Annotated in this window: 25 protein-coding genes and 1 pseudogene; 8 read left to right on the top strand and 18 right to left on the bottom strand. The window is 72.4% G+C overall.

Features of this window, described 5'->3' with window-relative positions; all coding sequences use genetic code 11:
- Nucleotides 1-256 precede the first annotated feature (256 nt).
- The 3 genes from QQM72_RS30320 to QQM72_RS30310 form a co-directional block, all read right to left on the bottom strand.
- Nucleotides 257-973 carry an RlpA-like double-psi beta-barrel domain-containing protein gene (locus tag QQM72_RS30320; RefSeq protein WP_314224028.1) on the bottom strand — a complete coding sequence of 239 codons (717 nt, stop codon included), beginning with the start codon at nucleotides 971-973 and terminating at the stop codon, nucleotides 257-259.
- Between the two features lie 128 nt (nucleotides 974-1,101).
- Nucleotides 1,102-1,893, bottom strand: a complete 792-nt coding sequence (locus tag QQM72_RS30315; RefSeq protein ID WP_314224027.1) for a hypothetical protein — start codon at nucleotides 1,891-1,893, stop codon at nucleotides 1,102-1,104.
- Between the two features lie 260 nt (nucleotides 1,894-2,153).
- On the bottom strand, nucleotides 2,154-2,513 hold the full coding sequence (locus QQM72_RS30310; protein WP_314224026.1) for an arsenate reductase family protein: 360 nt from the start codon (nucleotides 2,511-2,513) through the stop codon (nucleotides 2,154-2,156).
- Between the two features lie 141 nt (nucleotides 2,514-2,654).
- On the opposite strand from QQM72_RS30310, the gene QQM72_RS30305 reads away from it, so the two are divergent.
- The gene (locus tag QQM72_RS30305; protein WP_314224025.1) at nucleotides 2,655-2,969 is read left to right on the top strand and encodes a hypothetical protein; all 315 of its coding nucleotides are present in this window, start codon (nucleotides 2,655-2,657) and stop codon (nucleotides 2,967-2,969) included.
- A 117-nt stretch (nucleotides 2,970-3,086) separates the two neighbouring features.
- Here the strand turns inward: QQM72_RS30305 and QQM72_RS30300 are convergent, their stop codons facing one another.
- Nucleotides 3,087-4,289 carry a winged helix DNA-binding domain-containing protein gene (locus tag QQM72_RS30300; RefSeq protein ID WP_314224024.1) on the bottom strand — a complete coding sequence of 401 codons (1,203 nt, stop codon included), beginning with the start codon at nucleotides 4,287-4,289 and terminating at the stop codon, nucleotides 3,087-3,089.
- Nucleotides 4,290-4,574: 285 nt separating this feature from the next.
- Here QQM72_RS30300 and QQM72_RS30295 point away from each other — a divergent pair, with 285 nt between their 5' ends.
- The gene (locus tag QQM72_RS30295) at nucleotides 4,575-5,915 is read left to right on the top strand and encodes a DUF2252 domain-containing protein (protein ID WP_314224023.1); all 1,341 of its coding nucleotides are present in this window, start codon (nucleotides 4,575-4,577) and stop codon (nucleotides 5,913-5,915) included.
- A gap of 25 nt (nucleotides 5,916-5,940) precedes the next feature.
- Here the strand turns inward: QQM72_RS30295 and QQM72_RS30290 are convergent, their stop codons facing one another.
- Nucleotides 5,941-6,120, bottom strand: a complete 180-nt coding sequence (locus QQM72_RS30290) for a hypothetical protein (RefSeq protein WP_314224022.1) — start codon at nucleotides 6,118-6,120, stop codon at nucleotides 5,941-5,943.
- A gap of 121 nt (nucleotides 6,121-6,241) precedes the next feature.
- Here QQM72_RS30290 and QQM72_RS30285 point away from each other — a divergent pair, with 121 nt between their 5' ends.
- Nucleotides 6,242-6,523, top strand: coding sequence for a hypothetical protein (locus QQM72_RS30285; RefSeq protein ID WP_314224021.1), 282 nt, complete (start codon nucleotides 6,242-6,244; stop codon nucleotides 6,521-6,523).
- Nucleotides 6,524-6,539: 16 nt separating this feature from the next.
- Here QQM72_RS30285 and pspAB read toward each other — a convergent pair whose 3' ends face one another.
- The 4 genes from pspAB to glnA all read right to left on the bottom strand — a co-directional run bounded on the left by pspAB (nucleotide 6,540) and on the right by glnA (nucleotide 10,122).
- Complete coding sequence (gene pspAB, locus QQM72_RS30280; protein ID WP_314224020.1) at nucleotides 6,540-7,145, bottom strand: PspA-associated protein PspAB; 606 nt, start codon at nucleotides 7,143-7,145, stop codon at nucleotides 6,540-6,542.
- A gap of 2 nt (nucleotides 7,146-7,147) precedes the next feature.
- Nucleotides 7,148-8,068 (bottom strand): zinc metalloprotease HtpX, encoded by a 921-nt coding sequence (htpX, locus tag QQM72_RS30275; RefSeq protein ID WP_314224019.1) that lies wholly within the window; start codon nucleotides 8,066-8,068, stop codon nucleotides 7,148-7,150.
- Between the two features lie 246 nt (nucleotides 8,069-8,314).
- Nucleotides 8,315-8,572 (bottom strand): SCO2583/SCO2584 N-terminal domain-containing protein, encoded by a 258-nt coding sequence (locus tag QQM72_RS30270; RefSeq protein ID WP_314224018.1) that lies wholly within the window; start codon nucleotides 8,570-8,572, stop codon nucleotides 8,315-8,317.
- 140 nt (nucleotides 8,573-8,712) lie between these two features.
- Nucleotides 8,713-10,122 (bottom strand): type I glutamate--ammonia ligase, encoded by a 1,410-nt coding sequence (glnA, locus tag QQM72_RS30265; protein WP_020126711.1) that lies wholly within the window; start codon nucleotides 10,120-10,122, stop codon nucleotides 8,713-8,715.
- 197 nt (nucleotides 10,123-10,319) lie between these two features.
- On the opposite strand from glnA, the gene QQM72_RS30260 reads away from it, so the two are divergent.
- Nucleotides 10,320-10,787 (top strand): RDD family protein, encoded by a 468-nt coding sequence (locus QQM72_RS30260; protein ID WP_314224017.1) that lies wholly within the window; start codon nucleotides 10,320-10,322, stop codon nucleotides 10,785-10,787.
- Between the two features lie 88 nt (nucleotides 10,788-10,875).
- Here QQM72_RS30260 and QQM72_RS30255 read toward each other — a convergent pair whose 3' ends face one another.
- From QQM72_RS30255 to lipB, 4 genes are all read right to left on the bottom strand, one after another.
- On the bottom strand, nucleotides 10,876-11,577 hold the full coding sequence (locus tag QQM72_RS30255) for a DUF4191 domain-containing protein (protein ID WP_028806309.1): 702 nt from the start codon (nucleotides 11,575-11,577) through the stop codon (nucleotides 10,876-10,878).
- 78 nt (nucleotides 11,578-11,655) lie between these two features.
- Nucleotides 11,656-11,856 carry an SCO2195 family GlnR-regulated protein gene (locus tag QQM72_RS30250; RefSeq protein ID WP_314224016.1) on the bottom strand — a complete coding sequence of 67 codons (201 nt, stop codon included), beginning with the start codon at nucleotides 11,854-11,856 and terminating at the stop codon, nucleotides 11,656-11,658.
- Nucleotides 11,857-12,137: 281 nt separating this feature from the next.
- Nucleotides 12,138-13,103: a lipoyl synthase gene (lipA, locus tag QQM72_RS30245; RefSeq protein ID WP_314224015.1), complete on the bottom strand. Its 966-nt coding sequence runs from the start codon at nucleotides 13,101-13,103 to the stop codon at nucleotides 12,138-12,140.
- Between the two features lie 116 nt (nucleotides 13,104-13,219).
- Nucleotides 13,220-14,017, bottom strand: a complete 798-nt coding sequence (gene lipB, locus QQM72_RS30240; protein WP_230196161.1) for a lipoyl(octanoyl) transferase LipB — start codon at nucleotides 14,015-14,017, stop codon at nucleotides 13,220-13,222.
- A gap of 245 nt (nucleotides 14,018-14,262) precedes the next feature.
- Here lipB and QQM72_RS30235 point away from each other — a divergent pair, with 245 nt between their 5' ends.
- The gene (locus tag QQM72_RS30235; protein WP_314224014.1) at nucleotides 14,263-15,783 is read left to right on the top strand and encodes a regulator; all 1,521 of its coding nucleotides are present in this window, start codon (nucleotides 14,263-14,265) and stop codon (nucleotides 15,781-15,783) included.
- A gap of 175 nt (nucleotides 15,784-15,958) precedes the next feature.
- On the opposite strand, the gene QQM72_RS30230 is transcribed toward QQM72_RS30235, so the two are convergent.
- Nucleotides 15,959-17,377, bottom strand: coding sequence for an NAD(P)/FAD-dependent oxidoreductase (locus tag QQM72_RS30230; protein WP_314224012.1), 1,419 nt, complete (start codon nucleotides 17,375-17,377; stop codon nucleotides 15,959-15,961).
- A 161-nt stretch (nucleotides 17,378-17,538) separates the two neighbouring features.
- Complete coding sequence (locus tag QQM72_RS30225) at nucleotides 17,539-18,432, bottom strand: TIGR01777 family oxidoreductase (RefSeq protein ID WP_314224011.1); 894 nt, start codon at nucleotides 18,430-18,432, stop codon at nucleotides 17,539-17,541.
- Between the two features lie 71 nt (nucleotides 18,433-18,503).
- Between QQM72_RS30225 and QQM72_RS30220 the strand changes: the two genes are divergently transcribed.
- The gene (locus QQM72_RS30220; RefSeq protein ID WP_314224010.1) at nucleotides 18,504-19,001 is read left to right on the top strand and encodes a GNAT family N-acetyltransferase; all 498 of its coding nucleotides are present in this window, start codon (nucleotides 18,504-18,506) and stop codon (nucleotides 18,999-19,001) included.
- Nucleotides 19,002-19,030: 29 nt separating this feature from the next.
- On the opposite strand, the gene QQM72_RS30215 is transcribed toward QQM72_RS30220, so the two are convergent.
- Nucleotides 19,031-20,215, bottom strand: coding sequence for a MarP family serine protease (locus QQM72_RS30215; RefSeq protein WP_020126701.1), 1,185 nt, complete (start codon nucleotides 20,213-20,215; stop codon nucleotides 19,031-19,033).
- A 288-nt stretch (nucleotides 20,216-20,503) separates the two neighbouring features.
- Here QQM72_RS30215 and QQM72_RS30210 point away from each other — a divergent pair, with 288 nt between their 5' ends.
- Both QQM72_RS30210 and QQM72_RS40975 read left to right on the top strand, forming a co-directional pair.
- Nucleotides 20,504-21,283 carry a peptidoglycan recognition protein family protein gene (locus QQM72_RS30210; protein WP_314224146.1) on the top strand — a complete coding sequence of 260 codons (780 nt, stop codon included), beginning with the start codon at nucleotides 20,504-20,506 and terminating at the stop codon, nucleotides 21,281-21,283.
- Between the two features lie 267 nt (nucleotides 21,284-21,550).
- A pseudogene (locus tag QQM72_RS40975) lies at nucleotides 21,551-21,739 on the top strand (hypothetical protein); the annotation flags it as partial.
- A gap of 30 nt (nucleotides 21,740-21,769) precedes the next feature.
- Here QQM72_RS40975 and QQM72_RS30200 read toward each other — a convergent pair.
- Together QQM72_RS30200 and QQM72_RS30195 are read right to left on the bottom strand one after the other, a co-directional pair.
- Nucleotides 21,770-22,291 (bottom strand): DUF4240 domain-containing protein, encoded by a 522-nt coding sequence (locus QQM72_RS30200; RefSeq protein WP_020126698.1) that lies wholly within the window; start codon nucleotides 22,289-22,291, stop codon nucleotides 21,770-21,772.
- Nucleotides 22,292-22,358: 67 nt separating this feature from the next.
- Nucleotides 22,359-23,390 carry a helix-turn-helix transcriptional regulator gene (locus tag QQM72_RS30195; protein ID WP_314224009.1) on the bottom strand — a complete coding sequence of 344 codons (1,032 nt, stop codon included), beginning with the start codon at nucleotides 23,388-23,390 and terminating at the stop codon, nucleotides 22,359-22,361.
- Nucleotides 23,391-23,753: the final 363 nt, after the last annotated feature.

The following is a 23,753-nucleotide window of genomic DNA, read 5'->3' as shown; positions in this document are numbered from 1 at the left end:
TGTGGTACGGCTCACGGTGTGAGCGGTGAATCGGCGGGTTCGTATGCGATGGGCGCCCGCGCGCCGCGACGCGTGGATCCCGAACGCGCGGGCCTTGGACGTGCGGTCCCTGTACGCGTGGATTCCGAAGCCGGCGGCCCCGAACGCGCCGGTCCTGCTGCTCGTGGCCGCGAGCAGCAGGACCGATGACACGTACACCCTTACGGGATGTTCGGCAGGATGCCGCCGGTGCGCCGAGGCGCCCGGTGGCCGGACGTCACCCCACCTTCTCGATCAGGGCCCGGCGGATCAGGAACTTGCCGGGCTCACGGACCAGTTCGAAGGCCGCGTTGTTGAGCAGGGCACAGCTGCCGGATACCGAGGTCACCTCGACGGTCGTGGACTTGTTGTTGTCCAGGTTGGTGACCTTCAGCTTGGTCCCCGCCGGGAACTGGTTACTCGACGCGGCCGGGGCACCGCCCTCGCCGGAGAGCGTCACCGTGGAACCGTTGCAGACCTGCTGGCCGGAGGCGGCACCGCCGCCGTTTCCCGCGTTACCCGCGTTGCCCGTGTTTCCGGCCGGTGCCGAAGCCGCCGGTGCCGAAGCCGCCGGTGCGGAGGCCGCCGGTGCGGAAGCGGCCTGCGAGGGCTGGGTCGCCTGGGAGTCCTGAGCCGACTCCCCAACGACGCAGCCGGACGCCTGCTGCTGGACCTTGATCTGCGCGATGACCGCCTCGCGGTTGGCGATCCGGGCCTCGGACTGCGCGTCCGGGTTCGTCCGCTGGCCCTCGATGAACTTCTCGTTGTTGCCGAGGGCCGTGGCCAGTCCCGCGCAGACGGTCGAGTCCCCGGCGGACAGCGTCCTGGCGTCCTGCCCGCTCTGTGAGGCGTTCGAGGTGGACGCCATGGCGAAGGCGCCGGCGCCCGCCACCGCCGCGGCGCTGACGAGCAGCGCGATCTTCTTCTTCGTGCCGAGACTTCTCCTGCGCGACATGCGCGCCTCCTGAGGGGTAGGGGAGCGTACGCCGCTATGTACGAGATACCGAACGAGGTTACTCAGCGGTTACAGGAGTCAACCGAAGTGGCGTGCGTCACAACGGAGTTGGGGGTGCGGGCCCTGAGTCAGTTCCTCCCCTCCTCGTAGGCCGCCACCGTGTCGTCGGCCCGCTGGAGCAACCCCTCGGTCCGGGAGATGAGTTCGGCCTCCCCGGTCTTCGCGCCGTCGCCCCACAGCCCGTTCGCGAACAGCACCGACCGGACCGTCATCGCCCGTCGGGAGACCCCGGCCGAGCCCGGCGGGACCGTCGGCAGGCCGGCCCGCGGCGGTGGATCCAGCGGGTCCACCTGATACCTCACCGGGTCCGTCGAGGCCATCGTGAACACGCGCGAGGCGTCCTCCACCCGCTCGAAGCTCAGCACGGTGACCGTCACCTGCGACCGCTGTTCGGTGTCCGTGAACAGGGCCGCCGTCGACCGGGAGCAGCCCTCGCCCTGTTCGACCAGCCGGGCGAGCTCGGGCGACGCGCCCCGAGCGCAGTCGACGGTGGTGGACAGGTCGACGCGGGCGTACCGGGAGCCGTCCCGCAGCCGGACGCCCGTCGAGGGGAACGCCTGCTCCGGCCGGACGATCGGACGGGCGAGCAGGGAGCGGAGCGCGCTCGGGGCGCCGGACAGGAGGCCCGCGTCCCCGGACGGTACGGCCACGGGCCCCAGGGCGGTCGTGGTCGCCGTCGCCGGGGGAGCGGACGTGGTCCGGTCACCGTCGTCCTCGTCCGCGATCAGCAGGGTGCCGGCGGCCATGGCGGCGACGAGGGCCGCCCAGGACCCGACGGCCGCCGAACGCCGGGCCCGCCGGCGCCGTCGTGTTCGCGCCTGCTCGGGAGGGAACCCGAGCCCTTGATCACCGAAGGTCATGGCGGCGGAGGGTAGCAGTGCGCGCCGCGCCGACTCCCGCCGCCGGACGAATCGTCGTCCGTCCGGCAAGCGCACCTCGAGCGGGACGACGCGTCCAGGGCGCTTCTTCTGGATCAGCCCGGGTCCACGGCGCCCGGCACGGCACCTCGCGGCGTTGTCGCCCGACCCGCGTACACCCCGTACGCGCACCATGCTCCGCCTTGCGATGCGCCGCACCGGACACCGCGGCCTGATCCGACCCGACCCAGGAGAAACGCCCTCTAGCGGGACAACGCGTCCCGTACGGCCTCGTCGGTGCGGGCCACCAGTGCGGTGCCGTCGTCCGCCGTGATGATGGGGCGCTGGATGAGCCGGGGGTGCGCGGCGAGCGCGGTGATCCAGCGTCCGCGCGTACTGGCGTCCCGCGCCCAGTCCTTCAGGCCGAGTTCCGCGGCCACGGCCTCCTGGGTGCGCGTGATGTCCCAGGGTTCCAGGCCGAGGCGATCGAGTACGGCCGCGATCTCGTCCTCGCTCGGCACGTCCTCCAGATAGCGCCGGACGGTGTAGTCGGCGCCCTCGGCGTCGAGGACCGTGAGGGCGCCGCGGCACTTGGAACAGGCGGGGTTGATCCAGATCTCCATGCGGCACACGGTAGCGGTCCGAAGCCGCGAAAGCCCTTGTGATCAGGGGCGATTGTCAGTGGTGGGCAGTAGAATAGAAGCAGTGTTCGAGGGTTCGCCGGAGGTTCCGGACCGGGCCCTGACCGCGACAGGAGGATGCCTGTGCCCGCTGCCGCACTGAAGCCGAAGCCGTTGCCGACCCAGTCCACCGCGAAGCGTTCCGTCCAGCTCGACCTGCCCTATGTACCCGTCGAGAAGCGGCCGTTGCCGCCCGGACGACCGCGCGAGTGGTACGTCACGCACAACCGTCGCCTGAAGGCGATGCGCCTCGCCATCGCCCTGCTCGACCTGGGCGTGTATATGCCGAACCAGGCCCGTAACGAGAAGATCCGCAGCACGGCGGCGCTGATCGGCGTTCATGCGCCGTCGGACACGACGTGCCACATGGTGCGGGCGCTGCTGCGGTACTCACGCTGAACCGGGCGCCGGGTGCCGTTCCCGGTGACGGCACCCGGCGTCGGCGTCCAGGAACGGGGACGGGGACGGGACCACGGCGAGGGCAGGGACTCCGGGACGGACGCGTGGTCCGGGGGATCACCTCACCAGGTCCTTCTCCACCGGTGTGCGGAACCTCGGTGTCACCCGGGTCGCCCCCAGCCACGACTCCAACCGCGCCGCCTCCGCCCCGATGGCCGCCTTCGCCTCGGCGCCCACGCCCTCGCCGCCGTCCTTGTCCTCACCGGCCAGGATCCGCCACACGACCTCGCCGTCGGCCCGTTGGGCCCAACTCCCCACCACCCGGCCGTTCCACCACACCGTCGGGCCCACGTTCCCGCTGTAGTCGAACAGGCCGGGGCGCAGCTCCGGGGCCAGATACCAGTCCCGGGCCTGCCAGCCCATGGCCGTCGGGTCGAGGCCGGGCAGCAGGGCCGCCCACGGTTCGCCGGGGGCGGGCACGGCATCCACGTCGTCCTCGACGACGTACCCCGTCCCCTCGTCCAGCGTCACCGCACGCGCCCCGATCGCCGTCAGCGCCCGGCGGACGTCCGTCACCTTCCAGCCCGTCCACCACTTCAGATCGGCCTCCGTGGCCGGGCCGCACGCCGTCAGCCAGTGCCGCAGCAGCTCCGACTGGGCCTGGGCCACCGGCAGTTCGGCATGCTCGGGGGCCAGGGCCCAGCGGAACTGGCTCGACGTCCACGAGCCCAGGGGGCGCCCCCTGACCACCTTGCCCTCCACCCCCAGCACCCTCAGCAGCCGCGTCACGACGGTGTGGACGCCCTCGTAGGGCTTCCCCGCCGCGTACACGAACCGCTCCCGCAGCCGCGGCTCCTCGCGGGCCAGCTCGGCCGCCGTCGCCTGGCCGAGCCGGGCCAGGGCGGCCAGCGCCGACTCCTCGACCTCCTTCAGCCAGGCCGTGTCCGGTGCGCCGGCCTTCGCCATGTCCTTCACCAGGTTGGCCCGCTCCCGCGCGGCGACCGCCAGGCCGGTCGAGGCGTGCACGACCGCCGTCGACTCCGTCGGGAACACGAAGACCGTGTGCCGCATGCCGTGCATCCGGACGAGGCTCCGGTCCGCGTACAGCGCCCGGTCGGTCTCCGCCACCGTCGTCCCCGGGTCGGCGAGACGGGCCCCGACCGCCAGGTACACCGTCGCCGGGTCGGAGCCGTGCAGGGCGAGGAGCGCGTCGGCCACCGCCTCGGGCGTCGCGACCCGCGCCCGCGGGGCCAGCCGGTGCCGCAGGGCCAGCCGTGCCCGCCGCTCGGCCACACCGATGTACCGCAGCCCGTCACCCATTACCGGCCTCCATCCCTCGTATCCCCGTCGCCGTCCGGCACCCGTCCCTGCCCGCCATCCTTCCCGACACCACTGACAATCGGGTCCCCACGCCCGTGCCGCCGACGGCAGCCGGGCCCCAGGGACGCTCCAGGACCGCCGGGGCGGCCGGAGCTGCCGGGCGCGCCGGCTGTCACCCGTTCGACGTACCCGACATGCGGACGCCCCTCTCCCGGCCTTCACTGCGAACAGGAGGCCGGGAAATGTGGTGAACCGGGAGGCGGATGTGGTGCGAAGGCGACGCGGATGACCACCCCCACCGACCGTGCCCGACGCGGCCGGGACGCCCGCAAGCGCGTCTCGCGTTCCGCCCACGCCCTCTGGGTCCCGTCCGTCGACCGGCCCGACCCCGTCGCCGTGCTGGAGCGCCAGGGCCGGGAGCGGCTGCCCGAGCTGCTGCCGATCCGGTACGGGCGGATGGCCGCCTCGCCGTCCGCCTTCCTGCGCGGCTCGGCCGCCCTCATGGCCGCCGACCTGGCGTCGCAGCCGCACACCGGGCTGACGGTGCAGCTGTGCGGCGATGCCCACCTGCTCAACTTCGGGCTGTACGCCTCCCCGGAGCGCGGGCTGCTCTTCGACCTCAACGACTTCGACGAGACGTTCCCCGGGCCCTTCGAATGGGACGTCAAACGGCTCGCCGCCTCCGTCGCGGTGGCCGCCCGCGAGAACGGCCACCCGGAGCCGAGGGTGCACCGTGCCGCCCTGGAGGCCGTGGCCGCCTACCGCACCGCCATGCGCCGGCTGTCCCGGCTCGACGAGCTCGCCGTCTGGTACGAGCGCATCGACGCCGAACGGCTGCTGCCCCTGCTGCGCGCCGCCCGGCGCCGCGGCCGGGCCGGGGACAGCCTCACCCGCGCCCGCCGCCGCACCAGCCTGCAGGCCCTCGACAAACTCACCGAGGTCGTCGACGGCCGCCGCCGCATCATCCACGACCCCCCGCTCCTCGAGCCCGCCGGCGCCTCCGACAGCGCCGCCCTGCGCAAGATATTCAGCGACTACCGCTCCACCCTCACCGAGGAGCGCCGTCTGCTGCTGGACCGCTACCGCTTCGTCGACGCCGCCCGCAAGGTCGTCGGCGTCGGCAGCGTCGGCACCCGCTGCTTCATCGTGCTGCTCGCCGGACGTGACACCGACGACCCGCTGTTCCTCCAGATCAAGGAGGCCCGCGCGTCCGTCCTGGAGGAGCACCTGCCCAGCGGCCCGTACGTCCATCCCGGCCACCGGGTCGTCGCCGGGCAGCGGCTGCTCCAGGCCGCCGGGGACGTCTTCCTGGGCTGGATGACCGGGCCGCAGAGCCGTGCCTTCTACTGGCGTCAGCTGCGCGATCTGAAGAACTCCGGCGGCGTCGCCGGGATGTCCCCGGCCGACCTCGCGGCGTACGCCCGGCTGTGCGGCACCGCCCTGGCCCGCGCCCACGCCCGGTCCGGCGACCGCGTCGCCATCGCCGGCTACCTCGGTGGTGCCGACACCTTCGAACGTGCCGTCGCCGACTTCGCCCTGGCCTACGCCGACCGGACCGCCGCCGACCACGCGATCCTGGGCGCGGCGGTCGTGGCGGGCGTGGTGAGCGCGGCGCCGGGCGTCTGAGCGCCGCGAGGCGCCCGGCCGCCGGTCAGTCGGGCGTCGCCGTCCACCCGCCCTCGTCCGGGGCGGCCAGCACGGCGGTCACGAACGCGCGCCGGTCGTCCGCGTGGTCCTGGAACCACAGGCCCAGCCGGTGTCCGGCGGCGGGCAGTTCGAACCTCGTGTACCGGGCGCGGGTGGCCAGCGCGTCGTGGACCGCCTCGGTCACGCGACTCCAGGCCAGCGGAAAAGGGGATGCACGTTGAGTGACGGACTGCGTACGCTGAAGGCGCCACCCCACCCTTCTCGCCACGCTCAGTCACCGTCCCCGCCCAGGAAGGAGGTACACCATGGGCACCGTCGTTCTCTCCGGGGCCGTCGTCCTGGTGGTCCTGGGATTCGGAAACCCGCTCTACTGGCTCGCCGCGGCCGGCGTGCTGTTCCTGTACGTGCGGTACGGGCTCGACACGTCCGCGCCGCCCGCACCCGGCCCCGCGCCGACCGCGGGAACCGCGCCGACGTCGTACAAGGCGTACCGCGACCGCCGTGACAAGCAGGCCAAGTGGGAGCGCCGCTACCGTCGCGAGCGCCCCCTGGAGTCCCGCCGCCAGGAGCGCGAGCGCAGCAAGTAGGGCCCGCCCGGTCCGCCTACAGGCCGGGGGCTCCCCACACCGGGAACCAGCGGCCCAGGTCCTGCTCGATCCGCAGGTCGCCCGTGAGGGCTGCCTGCACCTGCAGCTCCAGTGCGCCGTCGCGCCGCTGCCCCGGACCGGGCAGCGGCGCGAACGGGTAGAAGGAACCCCGCTTGTACAGGTACACGAGCGCCAGCCGTCGGCCGCCCGTCTCCTCCGTCCCGTCCCGCCGGTCCTCGAACCCGGCGAGGGAGCACAGGAGCTGCGGCCCGAAACCGTTGACCTCCATCGCGCTGTTCACCGCGTGCAGGTCGTTGACCAGCAGCGGCAGCTGGTCGGGAGTGCGCTGCGAGAGCAGCCAGGAGTAGCCGTAGTCGTCCCGCACGAGCCGCACCGGGGGACCGGTGCGCTCGGTGTCCGCGTCCAGGAGCGCCTGCACCTCGCGGTGCGTCTGCTCGAAGGCCGAGCCCTCGACGGTCGCGAAGCACACGGCACCCTGCCCGGTCGGGGTGAACCCGGCCGCCGCCTCCAGCGTGACGGCCGCCGAAGGCAGCGCGAACAGCTGGTCCAGGTCGGGCACGACCGGCTTCGTCCGGCCGAGCAGGATGTCCAGCAGCCCCATGATCAGCCCGCCTTCCCCGGCGCGGCCGCCTCGCCCAGCTCGCCGGAGATCCGCCCCAGCTGCTCGAGCCGCTGTTCCAGGCTCGGGTGGGTCGAGAACAGCCCCGCCACACCGGGCTCGGCGCCCAGGGCCGGGGTGAAGTAGAAGGCGTTGAAGGCCTGGACCGTCCGCAGGTCCTTCGTGGGGATACGGGCCAGGTCGCCGGAGACCTTCGTCAGCGCGGAGGCCAGCGCCGAGGGGCGGCCGGTCAGCTGCGCCGCGGCCCGGTCCGCCGCCAGCTCCCGGTACCGGGACAGGGCCCGGATGAGCAGGAAACTGATCGCGTACACGGCCGCCGAGACACCCATCACGGCGGCGAAGACGACCGCGGCGTTCTGGTCCCTGCGCGCGCCGCCGAACACCTGCGAGTAGAACGCGAACCGCACGACCAGCCCCGCGATCACGCCCAGGAACGACGCGACCGTGATCACCGCCACGTCCTTGTGCGCCACATGCGACAGCTCGTGCGCGAGTACGCCCTCCAGCTCGGCCGGCTCCAGCCGGGCCAGCAGCCCGGTCGTCACGCAGACCACCGCGTGGTCGGGATTGCGCCCGGTCGCGAACGCGTTCGGCATGCCCATCTGCGACACGGCGACCACCGGCTTCGGCATGTCCGCGATGGCGCACAGCCGGTCGATCACGGCATGCAGCTCGGGATACTCCTCACGCTCCACGACCCGCCCACGCATCGCGAACAGCGCGACCCGGTCGGAGAACCAGTACTGCGCACCCAGCATCGCCACCGCGACGACCGCGACCAGCACCCACGACTTCAGCAACACGATCAACGCGGCCACGAACGCCACGTACAACAGTCCGAGCAGGAACAGCGTGACCGTCATCCGCACGGTCAGCTGCCGGTCGCTCCGGAAACGGCTCTGCATCTGCATCACCCCGCAGTCAGGCACTCGCCCCACTGCCAGTGTGCACCGCTCCACCCCCATGAACGCTCCCCGAACGAACCTAGGAGGAGCAAAGGCTCCCGAGTGACCCCCCGATGCCGACCGACGTCGAACGCGATCCAGGCCCGTGGATCGGCGACGACGATCGCGTTCGGCAGGGGCATGCCCCCGGCGAGCCGTGCCGTCGCCGCCGACCCGCCCCTGACGTCCTCCCGTACTTCCCGCACCTCAGTACCGCTCCCGGAACCGCGTGTACCCCAGCAGGAGGATCACCGCGGCCACGCAGCCCAGGACGAGCGTCGTCGACAGCCAGGACGAGCGGGGCGATGCCACCCGGTCCGGGGCGCCGCGGAACGGGACCGGCTCGGGTGGGTTCTCCTTCCAGCGGGCGGCCAGCATCCTGGCCCGCGCCGAAGGTTCCTTGTGTACCGCGTCGTCCGCCCACCTGAGGTCGAACTCCCGCTCCACATCATCCTGTTCGGGCATTCCCGTCTCTCCCCCGTCACCTCTGTCGAGGTCTTCCCGTCGAACATCAGTGCCGGAAACCATACGACGACGCCCCCGTCCCTGAGAAACAGGAACGGGGGCGGACCCGAAGACTCACGGACCTGACGGCCCGGGGCCGATCACACGTCGTAGTACAGCTCGAACTCGTGCGGGTGCGGACGCAGCTGGAGCGGGGCGATCTCGTTGGTGCGCTTGTAGTCGATCCACGTCTCGATCAGGTCGGACGTGAAGACGTCACCGGCGAGCAGGAACTCGTGGTCCGCCTCGAGGCGGTCGAGGACGGCCGGGAGCGAGGTCGGGACCTGTGCGACGCCCGCGTGCTCCTCGGGAGCCAGCTCGTAGAGGTCCTTGTCGATCGGCTCGGCCGGCTCGATCTTGTTCTTGATGCCGTCCAGGCCCGCGAGGAGCAGGGCGGAGAACGCCAGGTACGGGTTGCCGGAGGAGTCGGGCGCGCGGAACTCGACGCGCTTGGCCTTCGGGTTGGAGCCCGTGATCGGGATACGCATGGCCGCGGAGCGGTTGCGCTGCGAGTACACCAGGTTGACCGGGGCCTCGAAGCCCGGGACCAGACGGTGGTAGGAGTTCACCGTCGGGTTGGTGAAGGCCAGCAGCGACGGGGCGTGCTTGAGGATGCCGCCGATGTAGTAGCGGGCCATGTCCGACAGGCCCGCGTAGCCGGCCTCGTCGTAGAACAGCGGGGAACCGCCGGTCCACAGCGACTGGTGGACGTGCATGCCCGAGCCGTTGTCGCCGAAGATCGGCTTCGGCATGAAGGTCGCGGTCTTGCCGTTGCGCCAGGCGACGTTCTTCACGATGTACTTGAAGAGCTGGAGGTCGTCGGCCGCGGCGAGCAGCGTGTTGAACTTGTAGTTGATCTCGGCCTGGCCGGCGGTGCCCACCTCGTGGTGCTGGCGCTCGACCTGGAGGCCGGACGCGGCCAGCTCCAGGGAGATCTCCGCACGCAGGTCGGCGAAGTGGTCGACCGGCGGGGTCGGGAAGTAGCCGCCCTTGTAGCGGACCTTGTAACCGCGGTTGTTCTCGAGCGCACCGGTGTTCCAGGCGCCGGCCTCGGAGTCGATGTGGTAGAAGGACTCGTTCGCGGACGTCTGGAAGCGCACGCTGTCGAAGACGTAGAACTCGGCCTCGGGGCCGAAGTACGCGGTGTCGGCGATACCGGTCGACGCCAGGTACGCCTCGGCCTTCTTCGCCACGTTGCGCGGGTCACGGGAGTACTGCTCGCCCGTGATCGGGTCGTGGATGAAGAAGTTGATGTTCAGCGTCTTGTCGCGGCGGAAGGGGTCCACACGCGAGGTCGACAGGTCGGCGCGCAGCGCCATGTCGGACTCGTGGATGGCCTGGAAGCCGCGGATCGAAGAGCCGTCGAAGGCCAGCTCCTCGTCCGGGTCGAACGCCTCGACCGGCAGCGTGAAGTGCTGCATGACGCCCGGCAGGTCGCAGAAGCGGACGTCGACGAACTTGACGTCCTCGTCCGCGATGAACTTCTTGGCCTCGTCGGCGTTCTGGAACATCCAGCTCCTCCTACTCCCGGCCGTCGAGCCGGGGTGGTAGTTCGTTCGTGCGGCCAGTGCGGTGGCACACGCTGTCATCGACCCTAGGGACGGGTGATTTCTCGGGCGTGACCCGTTTGTTTCGCACAAGTTAACCGGAGCCTGCCCGGTGTACCCCACCTGTCCGTATCGCGAAACGGGCGCAGTACCGTGGTCGGGTGGACAACAGGGATGCAATCGGCTCGTGGCTCTCGGGCCCCCGCGCAGCCGCTGAGGAAGCCGGTGTCGACTTCGGATACAGGGGTGAGCAGCTCGGTCTGCCGGAGAACGGGCCGGGCTCGATCGCCCGCCCCGGCCGGCGGCTCGGTGCGCTGGCCGTGGACTGGGGTTTCGGCGTCTTGATCGCATACAGCTTGATCACGGACGGCTACCGCCCGGCGACAAGCAACTGGGCCCTGCTCGTCTTCTTCGTGCTGAGCGTCCTGACGGTCGGCACGGTCGGCTCCACCCCGGGCAAGCGTCTGTTCGGCCTGCGTGTGGTGTCCGTCGAGACCGGCGCGGTCAGCCCCCTGCGCGCCGTGGCGCGCACGATCCTGCTCTGCCTGGCCGTCCCGGCCCTGATCTGGGACCGCGACGGCCGTGGCCTGCACGACCGCCTGGCCCGCACCGTGGAGGTCCGGATCTGAGTCTCCGGTGCGGCCGGCGGGTTCCGGTACGACGAAGGGGGCGCCCGGAGTGATCCGGGCGCCCCCTTCGTGACGTGGGAAAGGTGACTCAGCGGGCCTTGCCGCCGCCCTTCGGCAGGCGCATGCCCTTCGGCATCGGACCCTTCGGCAGCGGCATGTTGCTCATCAGGTCGCCCATGGCGCGCAGCCGGTCGTTGGTGGCGGTCACCTGCGGGCCGGCCAGGACCCGGGGGTACTTCAGCAGGGTGGTGCGCAGCTTCTTCAGCTCGACCTGGCCCTCGCCCGTACCGACGATCACATCGTGCACCGGCACGTCCGCGACGATCCGGTTCATCTTCTTCTTCTCGGCGGCCAGCAGGCTCTTCACCCGGTTCGGGTTGCCCTCGGCGACCAGGACGATGCCGGCCTTGCCGACGGCCCGGTGCACCACGTCCTGGCTGCGGTTCATCGCCACCGCGGGGGTCGTCGTCCAGCCCCGGCCGATGTTGTCGAGGACGGCCGCGGCGGCGCCCGGCTGGCCCTCCATCTGACCGAAGGCGGCCCGCTCGGCCCGGCGTCCGAACACGATCGCCGTCGCGAGGAAGGCGAGCAGGAAGCCCAGGATTCCCAGGTAGACCGGGTGGCCGATCAGGAATCCGATCGCGAGAAAGACGCCGAAGGTGATGAGGAAGACACCCGCAAGGACGAAACCGATCGTCTTGTCGGCCTTGTGGGTCATCTTGAACGTCAGGGCGATCTGCTTCAGTCGCCCGGGGTTAGCGGCGTCCGCCGCGCTGTCACTTCTCGCCATGCCCCGAAGTCTACGTGGCCTCGGAAGCGCCTACGACGGCAGGAGGGGAGGTGTGGGGAGGTGTGGGGAGGGGGTGGGTCAGGGGCGGACGGTGGTGACCGCTTCGAGGACGCGCTGCGCCTCGACCCGGTCCTTGGCGCGACGACGGTCCTCCAGCACGGAGGTCCAGGCGTTGCGACGGGCGGTGCGCTGGCCGCTGCTCATGAGCAGCGACTCGACGGCGCGCAGTGCGGTGCTGAAGGTCGGGATCGCGGTGGCGCGAACGGGCGCGGCCTGCATGGTGGGTGTCCCCCTCGGACGGCTTCGGGTACGGGGCTGTCTGGTGCACCTGATGTGATACCAGCGTCACTGATTGGTGTTACCAGGGCGTGACCGACCGGTCAAACACGAATGAAGCCTTGCTACGCAGGGCCGAAACGCTGACGCGACCCCGGCGTACGCCCTCATCTGCGAGGACGGCCGGGGCCGCGTCATATCGGTCACTACTGGTCGGTAGTATCTTGTGCGCGAATTCACACAGTCGGCCTGCGACCGTACGGCGCAAGAGAGCTGACGTCGCGTCAGACGGCTTGGGAGGCGATGAACGCGCCGCGCTTCTCGACGGCCATCCGGTACAGCCGCCCGGCACGGTAGGAGGACCGTACCAGCGGGCCCGACATCACGCCGGAGAAGCCGATCTGCTCGGCCTCCTCCTTCAGCTCCACGAACTCGTGCGGCTTGACCCAGCGCTCCACCGGGTGGTGGCGCACGGAGGGCCGCAGGTACTGCGTGATGGTGACCAGCTCGCAGCCGGCGTCGTGCAGCTGCCGAAGCGCCTCGCCGACCTCCTCGCGGGTCTCGCCCATTCCGAGGATCAGGTTCGACTTGGTGACGAGCCCGTGGTCGCGGGCCGCCGTGATGACGTTCAGCGAACGCTCGTAACGGAAGCCGGGGCGGATCCGCTTGAAGATCCGCGGGACCGTCTCGACGTTGTGCGCGAAGACCTCGGGGCGCGAGGAGAAGACCTCGGCCAGCTGCTCCGGCACGGCGTTGAAGTCGGGGGCGAGCAGCTCCACCTTCGTGCGACCGGACTCGCGCCCGGCGGTCTGCGCGTGGATCTGCCGGACCGTCTCGGCGTACAGCCAGGCCCCGCCGTCCTCCAGGTCGTCGCGGGCGACGCCGGTGATGGTGGCGTAGTTCAGGTCCATCGTGACGACGGACTCACCGACGCGCCGCGGCTCGTCACGGTCCAGCGCCTCGGGCTTGCCGGTGTCGATCTGGCAGAAGTCGCAGCGCCGGGTGCACTGGTCGCCGCCGATCAGGAAGGTGGCCTCACGGTCTTCCCAGCATTCGTAGATGTTGGGACAGCCGGCTTCCTGGCACACGGTGTGCAGGCCCTCGCTCTTCACGAGGTTCTGCATCTTGGTGTACTCGGGACCCATTTTCGCCCGGGTCTTGATCCACTCGGGCTTGCGCTCGATGGGGGTCTGGCTGTTGCGGACCTCCAGGCGCAGCATCTTGCGTCCGTCGGGTGCGACTGCGGACACGTCGGCTCCCTGCCTGTCTGCGTAGACTTTCGATTCTTCGGCGTACACCAGGGTACGCCCGTGTTTACCGGGTCCTGCTGTGAGGCCAACCTCAGGGACGAGGGGCCCATTCCCGGTCAGGCGGTCGCCTTCTCGATCTCCCGCGGCTTCGGTTCCGCGGTCTCGAGCACGTCCTTCAGGTGTCGCTCCACGACCGGCAGCACCTCGTCGATCGTGACGTCCCGGCCCAGCTCGTTCGCCAGCGAGGCGACCCCCGCGTCCCGGATCCCGCACGGGATGATCCGGTCGAACCACTTGTTGTCCGGGTTCACGTTGAGCGCGAAGCCGTGCATCGTGACGCCCTTGGCGACCCGGATCCCGATCGCCGCGATCTTGCGGTCCTCGCGCCGCTGGCCCGCGTTCGACGGGGCGTACTCCGGGCCGTTCAGCCGCGGATCGAACTCCTCGTCGGTGAGCCGGGGGTCGAAGTCCAGCGACAGCCCGCCGAGCGAGGGGCGCCGCTCCACCGGGTCGCCGAGCACCCACACCCCGCTGCGGCCCTCGACCCGGGAGGTCTCGAGGCCGAACTCCGCGCACACCCGGATCAGTGCCTCCTCCAGGCGCCGCACATGGGCGACGACGTCGACCGGCCGCGGCAGCTTCAGGATCGGGTAGCCCACCAGCTGTCCCGGCCCGTGCCAGGTGATCTTGCCGCCGCGGTCCACGTCCACGACCGGGGTGCCGTCCAGGGGGCGCTCGTCATCGGCGGTGCGCCGGCCCGCGGTGTACACCGGCGGGTGCTCCAGGAGCAGCACGGTGTCCGGAACCTCGTCGGTGAACCGCGCCGCGTGCACGCGGCGTTGCTCGTCCCACGCCTCCTGGTACACGACGGCGTCCCCGCCGAACCCCATCCGGACGAACCGCAGCTCGCTCACGGCAAGCGCCTCCCTGGAAAGTCGTCAGGCACGTAACGCGCCCAAGCCACTGTACGTCCGCGCGTTCCGCGTCAGCCTCGGGGGCAATCCTCACACGATCGGATGAATGAAGGTCGATATGTGCGACCGGCTGTTTACGCTCCGCTACATTCGCGCCGTTCACGAGGCCAAAAGGGCTGCTCACCGCAGCAGGGCACTTCATCCGGGCACGTCAAAGGCCCGGCAGGCAGGAGACCGCACCGCAGATGACGGAACGACCCGCGCAGCGCACTCCCAACCGCCAGCTCGCCGCGCTCATCGCAGAAGCGGGCTTCTCCAACGCGGGACTGGCCCGTCGCGTCGATCAGCTCGGCCTCGAACACGGGCTGGATCTCAGATACGACAAGACGTCCGTCACCCGGTGGCTGCGTGGGCAGCAGCCCCGGGGCACCACTCCCGCGCTCATCGCCGAGGTCTTCACCCGGCGCCTGGGCCGTCGGCTCACCGCCCAGGACCTCGGCCTGGACGCCTGCGCCCCCGTCTACGCGGGTCTGGAGTTCGCCGGTACCCCCGAGGAGGCCATCGACATCGTCGGCGGGCTCTGGCGCAAGGACTCCGGCAGCCATGCCGAGCTCCGCAAGATCGCCTTCACCCCGGCGGGGCTCGTCGTGCCGAGCCGTGACTGGCTGATCGGGCGGGCCGACGAGAAGGTCGCCCGCAGCGAGCCGTCCGCCCGGGTGCCCGTCCAGAGCCGTTCGGGGCCCCGGCCCGCCGCATCCCGGCAGCCCGCGTCCGCGCCGCCCGTGACGGCGCCGGCCCAGGTGCTGCCGGGTCCGGCGGCCGTCCCCCGGCAGCGCGGCCAGGGCAGTGAGCGGGGCGTCGCCCAGCGGGTCACCGGCGGCGACATCTCCGCGCTCCGCTCGGTCGGCGAGCTCTTCCGCACCCTCGACGACCGGTACGGCGGCGGGCACGCCCGCCAGGCCCTGGTGCGCTACCTGGAGCACGAGTGCGAGCCGATGCTGCGCGGAGCCTACGGCGAGCAGACCGGCCGCCGTCTGTTCGGCGCGGCCGCCGACCTGACCCGCCTCGCGGGCTGGACCTCCTTCGACATCGCCGCGCACGGCCTGGCCCAGCGCTACTTCGTCCAGGCCCTGCGCCTCTCACAGGCGGCCGGGGACCGGGCGTACGGCTCCTTCGTCCTCGTCACGATGAGCCGCCAGGCCGTCTATCTCGGCCACGGGCGCGAGGCCGTGCAGCTCGCGCGGGTGGCCCAGCAGGGGGTCGGCACGGGCGCCCCGGCCGTCGTGCAGGCGCTGCTGCACTCGGCGGAGGCGCGCGGGCACGGCGTGCTCGGCGAGGTGCGTGCCTCGACCGCCGCCCTCGTGCGCGCCGAACGCGCGCTGGAGGCGGCCAAGTCCGGCGACGAGGTGCCGCACTGGGCGCGCTTCTTCGACGAGGCGCAGCTCGCCGACGAGTTCGGGCACTGCCACCGCGACCTCCAGCAGTTCCGGGCGGCCGCCCAGCACGCCGAACGCTCCCTCCAGCTGCGGCCCGCCGCGCACGCCCGCAGCCGGCTGTTCTGCCGGGTCGTCCTCGCCTCCGCCCGGCTCGGCCTCGGCGAACTCGACCAGGCCTGCCAGCTGGCCGCGGAGGCGGCCGGGCAGGCGGCGGAGATGCGGTCCGTGCGTGCGCTGGAGTACGTCCGGGACTTCGAGCGCCGACTGGAGCCGTACAAGGACGCGGCGCCGGCCCGCACCTACCGCGACAAGGTCGCGGCCCTGGCCTGACCCCACCACCCCTGGGGTTTCCGGCCCCGGGACCCCCTGTCGGCCCTGAAGGTGCCTCGTCCTCGATCGCCGGACGGGCAGACAGGGGCTGACCCGGCCCTTCACCGACCGAGACGGGTGGTGCGTGGGCACAGGCCGGGGGTCTGGGGGCTCGAGCCCCCAGACCCGGGGCCGGTCACGCGGCTGCCTGCTCCTCGCGGGCCGTCGGGCGCGGGTCGGCCAGGTGCAGTGGACCGGCGGCGCCCAGATCGGAGACGATCGCCGACGCGGCCCGGTGCGCCGAGTGCAGCGCGCCCTGCACGGTGCTGGTGTCCCGATGGTCGCCGCACACGTACAGGCCCGCCAGCAACCGCACGGCCCGCCGCAGATCGTGCGGCGCCCGCATCGCCGGCACGGCCTCGGCGGTGTGGTGCACGGCCAGCGTCTCCCAGCGCGCGGTCGAGGTGCCGTACAGCCGGGACAGATGCATGCGTACGGCGGTGTCGACGCCCGGCGGCGGTGTGCCGAGGACCGTGGACGAGATCAGCGCACGTCCCGCGGGCGCGCGGCCGGGGTCGACCCGGCTGACCACGGCCGTGTGTGCGACCGGCCCGCCCCGGTCGGCGTCGAGGAGCAGCGACGCGCCGGTCCCGGGCGGGTCGTCGGTCGTGTGGTGGACGACCGTCACCGGATGGAAGTCGGGCACCCGCAGCCCGGGCAGCAGCTCCGCCGCGGTGCGCGCGTCGGTGGCCACCAGCACGGCGCGGCACCGGAACTCGCCGTGCTCGGCGGTGGTCACCGAGGTCGTGGAGACCGAGGTGACCCGCACCCCGGTGTGCACGGTGCCCGGCCGCAGCGTCCGCGCGAGCAGCTCGGGCAGCACCTCGGCCCCGCCCTCCGGCAGCGACAGCCGGCCGGCCGCGAAGGCCCGCAGCGCGAGGTCCGCGCACCGGCTGGAGGTGGTGAGGCCGGGGTCGCAGAGCAGCGCGGCGAGCAGTGGACGCAGGAAGCCGTCGATCGTGCGGGCGGGCAGACCACGAGCCGCGAGGGCCTGGGCGGCCGGCGACTCCGGGCGGCGCATCAGCCGTTCGGCGGGGGTGACCGCGAGCCGGGTGAGCGCGGCGCCCAGCCGGGCCTGGTCCACGGCGGTGCCCAGTGGCGCCCCCGCCCGGACCCTGGGTGGCGGCGCCGGCCGCACCCACGCGGCCGGGGAGCCGCCGGCGCGCGGTCTGGGCGTCCCGCCCGGCCGGGGAACGCTCGCCAAGGCGCGTACGGCGTGCAGTGCGCCCCTTGCGCTCCCGGCGCCCGCCTGCGCGCCCGCGCGGTGATGGCGCCCGTCGCTGTGCAGCAGGACCCCCGGCGCGAACGGACGCAGGACGAGCGCGTCCAGCCCCGGTGTCAGGCCCAGTTCCGGATACGCCGTGGACAGCAGCTGCCCGATGCGGTCGAGCCGGAACCCGTCGACCTTCTCCGTCGACATGCGGCCGCCCACGTAAGGGGCGGCCTCCAGGACTACGGTCGTTACTCCTGCGCTGGCCAGCCGGTGCGCGGCGGAGAGTCCGGCGACGCCGGCTCCCACCACGACGACGTCTGCCTGGTACGCGGGCTCAAGCACGTGCCCCTCCTCGAGGTTGCGCGGCCGGTGGAGACGTCATGCCCCCAACAGCCGTCCCGGATACCCGAGTTCGGGTCGAGGTTAGGGCCGTGATCGGTCATGGACAGTCGCGCATGGACAGGGCACGGTCGCACGGCGGTCGCATACGGTCACGTGAAGGATCACGCTGCCCGGATGGCGTCCTCGATCCCGGGGAACGCGAAGGTGAACCCGGACTCCAGCAGTCGCTTCGGCACCACCCGTGCGCTGCCCAGCACGTCCCCGGCCATCTCGCCCAGCACCGAGCGCAGCACCGGCGCCGGCACCGCGAACAGCGTCGGCCGGTGCAGCACCCGCCCCATCGCCTCGGTGATCTCCCGGTTCGTCAGCGGCTCGGGCGCGGTCAGGTTGAACGGTCCCGACAGGTCGTCCCGGTCTAGCAGATGCCGGATCGCCGCCACCTCGTCGTGCAGCGCGATGTACGACCAGTACTGCCGGCCGTCGCCCATCCGCCCCCCGAGCCCCGCCGTGAAGAGGGGGAACAGCTTGCCCCAGGCCCCGCCGCCGCGCGCCACGACCAGCCCGGTCCGGGTGAAGACGGTACGGACGCCCGCCTCCTGGGCGGGGCCCGCGGCCGCCTCCCACTCCACGCACAGCTCCGGCAGGAAGCCGCTCCCGGCGGGCGAGCCCTCGTCCACGACGCGCTCGCCGGTCTCGCCGTACAGACCCATCGCGCTGCCGTTCACGAACACCCGCGGCGGTTCGTCGAGCGAGGCGACGGCCTTCGCCAGCGCCGTCGTGCCGTGCACGCGGCTGTCGTGGATCCGCTTCTTGTACTCCTCGCTCCAGCGCCGGTCGCCGACCCCCGCCCCGGCCAGGTTGACCACGGCGTCGCACCCGGCGAGCCCGGCCGTGTCCACCTGCCCCTGTTCGGGGTCCCAGCGCACCTCGTCGGCGCCCCGGGGCGCATGGCGCACGAGGCGCACCACCCGATGCCCGTCCGCGGTCAGGGACCGCACCAGGGCGCTGCCGATCAGGCCGGAGGCGCCGGCCACCGCGATTCGCTCACGTTCCATGCGGCCATCCTGCCCGGTGACCCGATAAAACCCCGGTCTGGACGCCGTCCTGCCGCCATAGGGTGACGGCCATGCCCGAACCTTGCGCACCCCGCATCCGCACCGCACGATCGGCCGACGCCGAAGCGCTGGCCCTCGTAGACCGTCTGACCTGGTCCCCGCTGCACGCGGTCATGCCCGAGCCGGAGCCGCCGTACGCCCCCTTCTTCGACGAGCGCCACGTCCCCGAGGACTATCTGGTCGCCGAACTGGACGACCGTGTCATCGGCTACGTCCGCCTCGTCCCGCCCACCTCGCTCGCCTGCAACGCGCATGTGCGGCAGATACAGGGCCTCGCCGTCCTCGACGAGGGACGCGGCCGGGGCGTCGGACGGGCGCTGATCCGCGCCGCCTTCGATGAGGCCCGCCGACAGGGCGCCCGCCGGATCACCCTGCGCGTCCTCGGCCACAACACCCCGGCCCGGGGGCTCTACGCGTCCGAGGGGTTCGTCGTGGAGGGCGTCCTGCCGGAGGAGTTCCTGCTGGCCGGGGAGTACGTGGACGACGTGTTCATGGGGCGCGCGCTGTAGAGGGCCGCGCCGGAGCGACGCGGGGGGGCTCAGGAGGTCGCCAGCTTTCCGGTGTCCACCGCCTGCGTCGCCTTCGCCGCCCGCTCGGCGTCGCCCGCCACCTCGGCCGCCGTGAGCACGTACCCCGTCTCGTCGTCGGAGGTGGAACGGGCGAAGACGACGCCGTAGACCCGGCCCGCGGTGGTCAGCAGCGGGCCACCGGAGTTGCCGGGGCGGACGGTGGAGCGGATCGAGTAGATCTCCCGGGTGACGATCTCGTCGTTGTAGATGTTCCGGCCGGTGGCCTTCACCCGGTTCGCGACCGTCGCCGCCTGGAGGTTCAGGTCGCCGTCCTGCGGATAGCCGGCGACGACCGCCGAGTCCCCGCGCGAGGCGTCGTCGTCGAAGCTCAGGACCGGCGCCCTCAGGTCCGGCACGTAGAGCACGGCCACGTCCTTGTCCGGGTCGAAGAGCACCACGCGCGCGTCGTACGAGCGGCCCACGCCGCCGATCCGCACGGTCGGGTCGTCGATGCCCGCCACCACGTGCGCGTTGGTCATCACGTGCTCGCTCGCGTACACGAAGCCGCTGCCCTCGCGGCCCTGGTCGCCCGAGACGCCCTCGATCTTCACCGTGCTCCGCTTGGCCGCCTCGGTCGCGCTCGGCGTGACGCTGTCGCCGGTGGGCTTGGCGACCTCGGCCGTCGACTCGTTCTCGAACGGGTTGAAGACCTGCGGGAAGCCCGCCTGGGTCAGCGCCGAGGTGGCCCGCGAGAACCAGGTGGGCGTGGTGTCCGGCATGGCGTCCTGCACGGCTCCCAGCAGCCGGGAGTCCCGTATGGACGACGTGACCACGGGGGACGAGGACGCGCCCAGCACGCTCGCCGCCACCCAGGCCACGATGAGCACCGCCACCGCGTTCGCCGCCGCCCCGCCGACCCCGTCGGCCACTCTGAGCGGCCCGCGGTCCAGCTCCCGGCGCAGCCGCAGCGCCAGCCGCCCCGCCAGCTCGTGCCCGGCCACCGCGGGGAGGAGCACCGTGACCACCGCCGTCACCGTCGCCGCCGTGGTCCCCGGTGTCACCAGGTCCATCAGCCACGGCAGGACCCACACGCCGATCACCGCGCCGCCCACGAACCCGGCGAGCGAGACGCAGCCGGCCACCAGTCCACGCCGGTAGCCGGAGCCGGCGTAGGCCAGGATCACCAGCACCAGCAGGATGTCGAGCAGGTCCACACGGCCGCCTTTCTCTTGTAACCCCTGGTCGGTGAGTACGTGCGGGAAGGGCCCAGTGATCAGCTACCCGTCGATCACCCGCGCGTGACCCACCGAACCGGCCACGCGTGCGTGCTACCCCGGAAAACGTCGTGGACCGGGACGATGGTTCCACCAGGTGGCACAGCACACATCGCGGACGGACCGGAACCGGTCGACAGTGTGTTCATGTGTGCCTTCCGACCGGCCGCCCGCGGCGCGCGGGGAACGCGAGGACGACGCCCGGCGCGAATACCGGGCCCGCTCCTCGTGCTCCTGGGCTGCCTGCCCGGACTCGCCGCCATGGCCGCCCTGGGGCTGTGCGCGGGTGGCGTGGACGACGCCGCCACGGCCGCCACGGCCCCCCGCTCGCCCGCCGCCCGGCCCGCCGCCGTCCATCCGGCGGTCCGCCCGCGCGTCGTGCCCCGCGCCGCCTGGCTGGACGACCTCGCCCGGCACGCGCAGCCGCCCCCGCGCTACGACGACAAGGTCGTCGCCGTCTTCGTGCACCACACCGACTCGCCCAACGGCTACGACTGCGCCGACGCGCCGCGGATCATCCGCTACCTGTACGCGGGCCAGATCGGCGCCCGGGACTGGGACGACATCGGCTACAACTTCCTCGTCGACCGCTGCGGCACGATCTACGAGGGCCGCGCGGGCGGCGTCGACCGGCCCGTCACCGGAGCCCACACCCAGGGCTTCAACCACCGTACGGCCGGCATCGCCGCGCTCGGCACGTTCACCGCCGGGGTGCCGGTGCCGCAGGCGATGGTCGACGCGATCGCCGCCCTGGCGGCCTGGAAGCTCGGACTGTCCGACATCGACCCGCGCGCGGACGTCCGGCTCACCTCCAGCAACAGCCGCAGCCGGTACGCCGCGGGCACCACCACCACCCTCCCGGCGCTGGCCGGCCACAAGGACGGCTACATGACCAGCTGCCCCGGCGCCGCCCTCACCGCGCGTCTGCCGGAGATCCGTGAAACGGCGGCCCGGCTCCAGGGCAGAACGTCGGCCCAGGCCGCCGGGAGTCTCACAGGAACGCCTTAGGCGGCGTTCAGGGTTCTCCCATTCCCGCGTCCTACGGTCGTCTACGACACAGACCGACTGGAGGCGGGGATCATGAACAGCAGTCGTAACCGGTCCGCGGGGAACACGGGACACTCGGAGACCACGGGAGACCCGAGGAGCACGGGAGACCCGAGGACCACGGGAAACTCCGCGACCACGGGAAACTCCGCGAACGCGGGAAACCCGGCGTACGCGGAAAGTGCGGGAGGGACGGGCGGCGCCGGCGCCACGGAGCGCGGCCCGGCCTGGTCCAAGGCCGCCCGCGGCCCCTGGACCGTGCTCTGCGCCGTCGCCGCGGTCGTCCTGGGCCCGGCCGCGACCACCGCCTCCGCCCTGGAGCAGGCCAACAAGGCGCCGATGCACCACGCGGTGCGGGTCGATCAGTCGCAGGCGTACATCCCGACGGACAGCACCCGCCGCAAGCTCGCGGTGTGAGCGCCGGCGCGGGTCACCGCACTCACTCCTTCACTCCTTGAATCGCTGCCACAGCCGGGGATACCGCTCGGCCAGCGCCCCCTCGTTCTCGAAGGCGACCGGAGTGCCCTCGGGTTCGGCGGGCGCGGGCGGAATGCCCAGGTCCGGCGCGACGGTCCCGGTGAGCTGCTCGTAGGCCTCGTCGGCCGCGTAGCCGAGTTCCTCGGCGTCCCCGTCGATCTCCTCGTCGAAGTCGTCCAGCAGATCGGCGAGCGAGTCCGGGTCGCCGTGCAGGGCGCCCTCGAAGACCTCGCGGCCCTGTCCGATCAGCCAGCACCGGAAGAAGTCGAATGCGTCGTCGCTGGCCCCGTCCAGCAGCAGCCAGGCAGCGCCCCACAGGTCCCAGCGGTAGGCGCGGTTGTAGCGGGACTCGAAGTGCCGGGCGAAGTCGAGCACGGAATCCGGGTCCAGCCGGAGCAGCCGCTCCACGAGCTGGTCGGCCTGCTCCTCGGGATCGCCCTCGGCGGCCTCGCGGGAGGCGTCCACCAGCTCCCAGAACTCCGTCTCGTCCATCACGCGTCCAGCATCGTGCCTCGCAGTGCGCCACGCACCCGGAGTGCCGGGGATTCCGGCGGGATCCTCACCCTCCCCGACGCCCGTAGAGCTCGGTCAGCCGTATCGCGTCCGCGGTGAACCGCTCCCGCAGTGTGGCCGGCGAGAGCACCTCGGCCTCCGGTCCCAGCGCCGCGAGCTGCGTGTGCGCCACCTCCTCCGACTCGACCCGCAGGGTGACCGTCACCCAGCCCGTCGCGTCCGGCTCCGGGACACCCGCCAGCGCGTCCCGGGCGGCCACCGGATCGACGGCGTACGGAAGGTTGCGCACACCCGTCGCGGAGAGCCGCAGGACCACCTCGGCCCGCAGGATCGACCGCGCGAACCGCTCTGCCTGCTCGCCCCAGAACCCGGGCAGATCGAAGCCCTCGTCTCTGCTGAAACGATCCTCCATGATCTCGACACCGACGAACCGGTCGATCCGGTAGGTCCGGAACGCTCCCGCTCCCGTCGCCGCCCCGGTCGTCCCGGTCCCCGTCCCCGTCGCCCGCGCCCCGCAGACCCGGGCGCACAGGTACCAGACCCCTGCCTTGAGCACGAGCCCGTACGGCTCCAGCTCCCGCACCACCTCGCTCTCCCCGCGCCGGTAGCGGGCACTCACACACCGGTCGTCCCACACCGCGTCCGCGACCACCGGCAGCAGGGCCGGCGCCGCGGGCTCCCGGAACCACGCGGGCGCGTCCAGATGGAACCGCTGCGCCGCCGTACGCGGTGCGTCCCGCAGGGAGGGCAGCAGAGCCGCCGACACCTTCAGCCGCGCGGCCGACGCGATGTCCTCGAGACCCATCTCCCGCAGCGCCCCCGGCACCCCGCTCAGGAACAGCGCCTCGGCCTCACCTCGCCCCAGCCCCGTCAGCCGCGTCCGGTAGCCCCCGACGAGCCGGTAGCCCCCCGCCCGCCCGCGCTCCGCGTACACCGGCACGCCCGCCTCGGACAGCGCCTGCGCGTCCCGTGTGACGGTCCGCTCCGACACCTCCAGTTCGCGGGCGAGCTCGGACGCGGTCATGGTGGGCCGGGACTGGAGGAGGAGCACCATCTTGATGAGGCGGGCAGCACGCATGGGGACATGATGCGGGGCGCTTCGCCGGCGGGGCGGCCCGGGTGCGGAAAATTCGGCTCGTGGGGCGGCGCCGGCCCACGGACGCGCCCGCCGACCGACGCGGGAACCGTGCGGCCGGCCGCACCAGCCGTGCCGCCTGTTGCGGCCGGCCACAAAAGCCGTGCCGCCTGTGCCTGAGGCCTTGCCTGCCTGCGGCCTACAAGCCGTGCGGCCTGCGGCCTACAAGCCGTGCGGCCTGCGGCCTGCGGCCTGCGGCCTACAAGCCGTGCGGCCTGCGGCCTGCGGCCTACAAGCCGTGCGGCCTGCGGCCTGCGGCCTACAAGCCGTGCGGCCTGCGGCCTGCGGCCTACAAGCCGTGCGGCC

The sequence above is a fragment of the Streptomyces zaehneri genome, from assembly GCF_032248645.1.
Lineage (GTDB): Bacteria > Actinomycetota > Actinomycetes > Streptomycetales > Streptomycetaceae > Streptomyces > Streptomyces coriariae.
This window is presented reverse-complemented; position numbering and strand designations above follow the sequence as displayed.

Excerpts from the sequence above, each read along its gene's own strand:
- QQM72_RS30295 (WP_314224023.1), top strand. The coding sequence starts at position 4,575 with ATGACCACCCCCACCGACCGTGCCCGACGCGGCCGGGACGCCCGCAAG.
- QQM72_RS30225 (WP_314224011.1), bottom strand. The coding sequence starts at position 18,432 with ATGGAACGTGAGCGAATCGCGGTGGCCGGCGCCTCCGGCCTGATCGGC.
- glnA (WP_020126711.1), bottom strand. The coding sequence starts at position 10,122 with ATGTTCCAGAACGCCGACGAGGCCAAGAAGTTCATCGCGGACGAGGAC.
- QQM72_RS30195 (WP_314224009.1), bottom strand. The coding sequence starts at position 23,390 with ATGCGTGCTGCCCGCCTCATCAAGATGGTGCTCCTCCTCCAGTCCCGG.
- QQM72_RS30320 (WP_314224028.1), bottom strand. The coding sequence starts at position 973 with ATGTCGCGCAGGAGAAGTCTCGGCACGAAGAAGAAGATCGCGCTGCTC.
- QQM72_RS30315 (WP_314224027.1), bottom strand. The coding sequence starts at position 1,893 with ATGACCTTCGGTGATCAAGGGCTCGGGTTCCCTCCCGAGCAGGCGCGA.
- QQM72_RS30255 (WP_028806309.1), bottom strand. The coding sequence starts at position 11,577 with ATGGCGAGAAGTGACAGCGCGGCGGACGCCGCTAACCCCGGGCGACTG.
- htpX (WP_314224019.1), bottom strand. The coding sequence starts at position 8,068 with ATGCAGAGCCGTTTCCGGAGCGACCGGCAGCTGACCGTGCGGATGACG.
- QQM72_RS30285 (WP_314224021.1), top strand. The coding sequence starts at position 6,242 with ATGGGCACCGTCGTTCTCTCCGGGGCCGTCGTCCTGGTGGTCCTGGGA.
- QQM72_RS30300 (WP_314224024.1), bottom strand. The coding sequence starts at position 4,289 with ATGGGTGACGGGCTGCGGTACATCGGTGTGGCCGAGCGGCGGGCACGG.
- QQM72_RS30250 (WP_314224016.1), bottom strand. The coding sequence starts at position 11,856 with ATGCAGGCCGCGCCCGTTCGCGCCACCGCGATCCCGACCTTCAGCACC.
- QQM72_RS30200 (WP_020126698.1), bottom strand. The coding sequence starts at position 22,291 with ATGGACGAGACGGAGTTCTGGGAGCTGGTGGACGCCTCCCGCGAGGCC.
- QQM72_RS30310 (WP_314224026.1), bottom strand. The coding sequence starts at position 2,513 with ATGGAGATCTGGATCAACCCCGCCTGTTCCAAGTGCCGCGGCGCCCTC.
- pspAB (WP_314224020.1), bottom strand. The coding sequence starts at position 7,145 with ATGGGGCTGCTGGACATCCTGCTCGGCCGGACGAAGCCGGTCGTGCCC.
- QQM72_RS30235 (WP_314224014.1), top strand. The coding sequence starts at position 14,263 with ATGACGGAACGACCCGCGCAGCGCACTCCCAACCGCCAGCTCGCCGCG.
- QQM72_RS30220 (WP_314224010.1), top strand. The coding sequence starts at position 18,504 with ATGCCCGAACCTTGCGCACCCCGCATCCGCACCGCACGATCGGCCGAC.
- QQM72_RS30270 (WP_314224018.1), bottom strand. The coding sequence starts at position 8,572 with ATGCCCGAACAGGATGATGTGGAGCGGGAGTTCGACCTCAGGTGGGCG.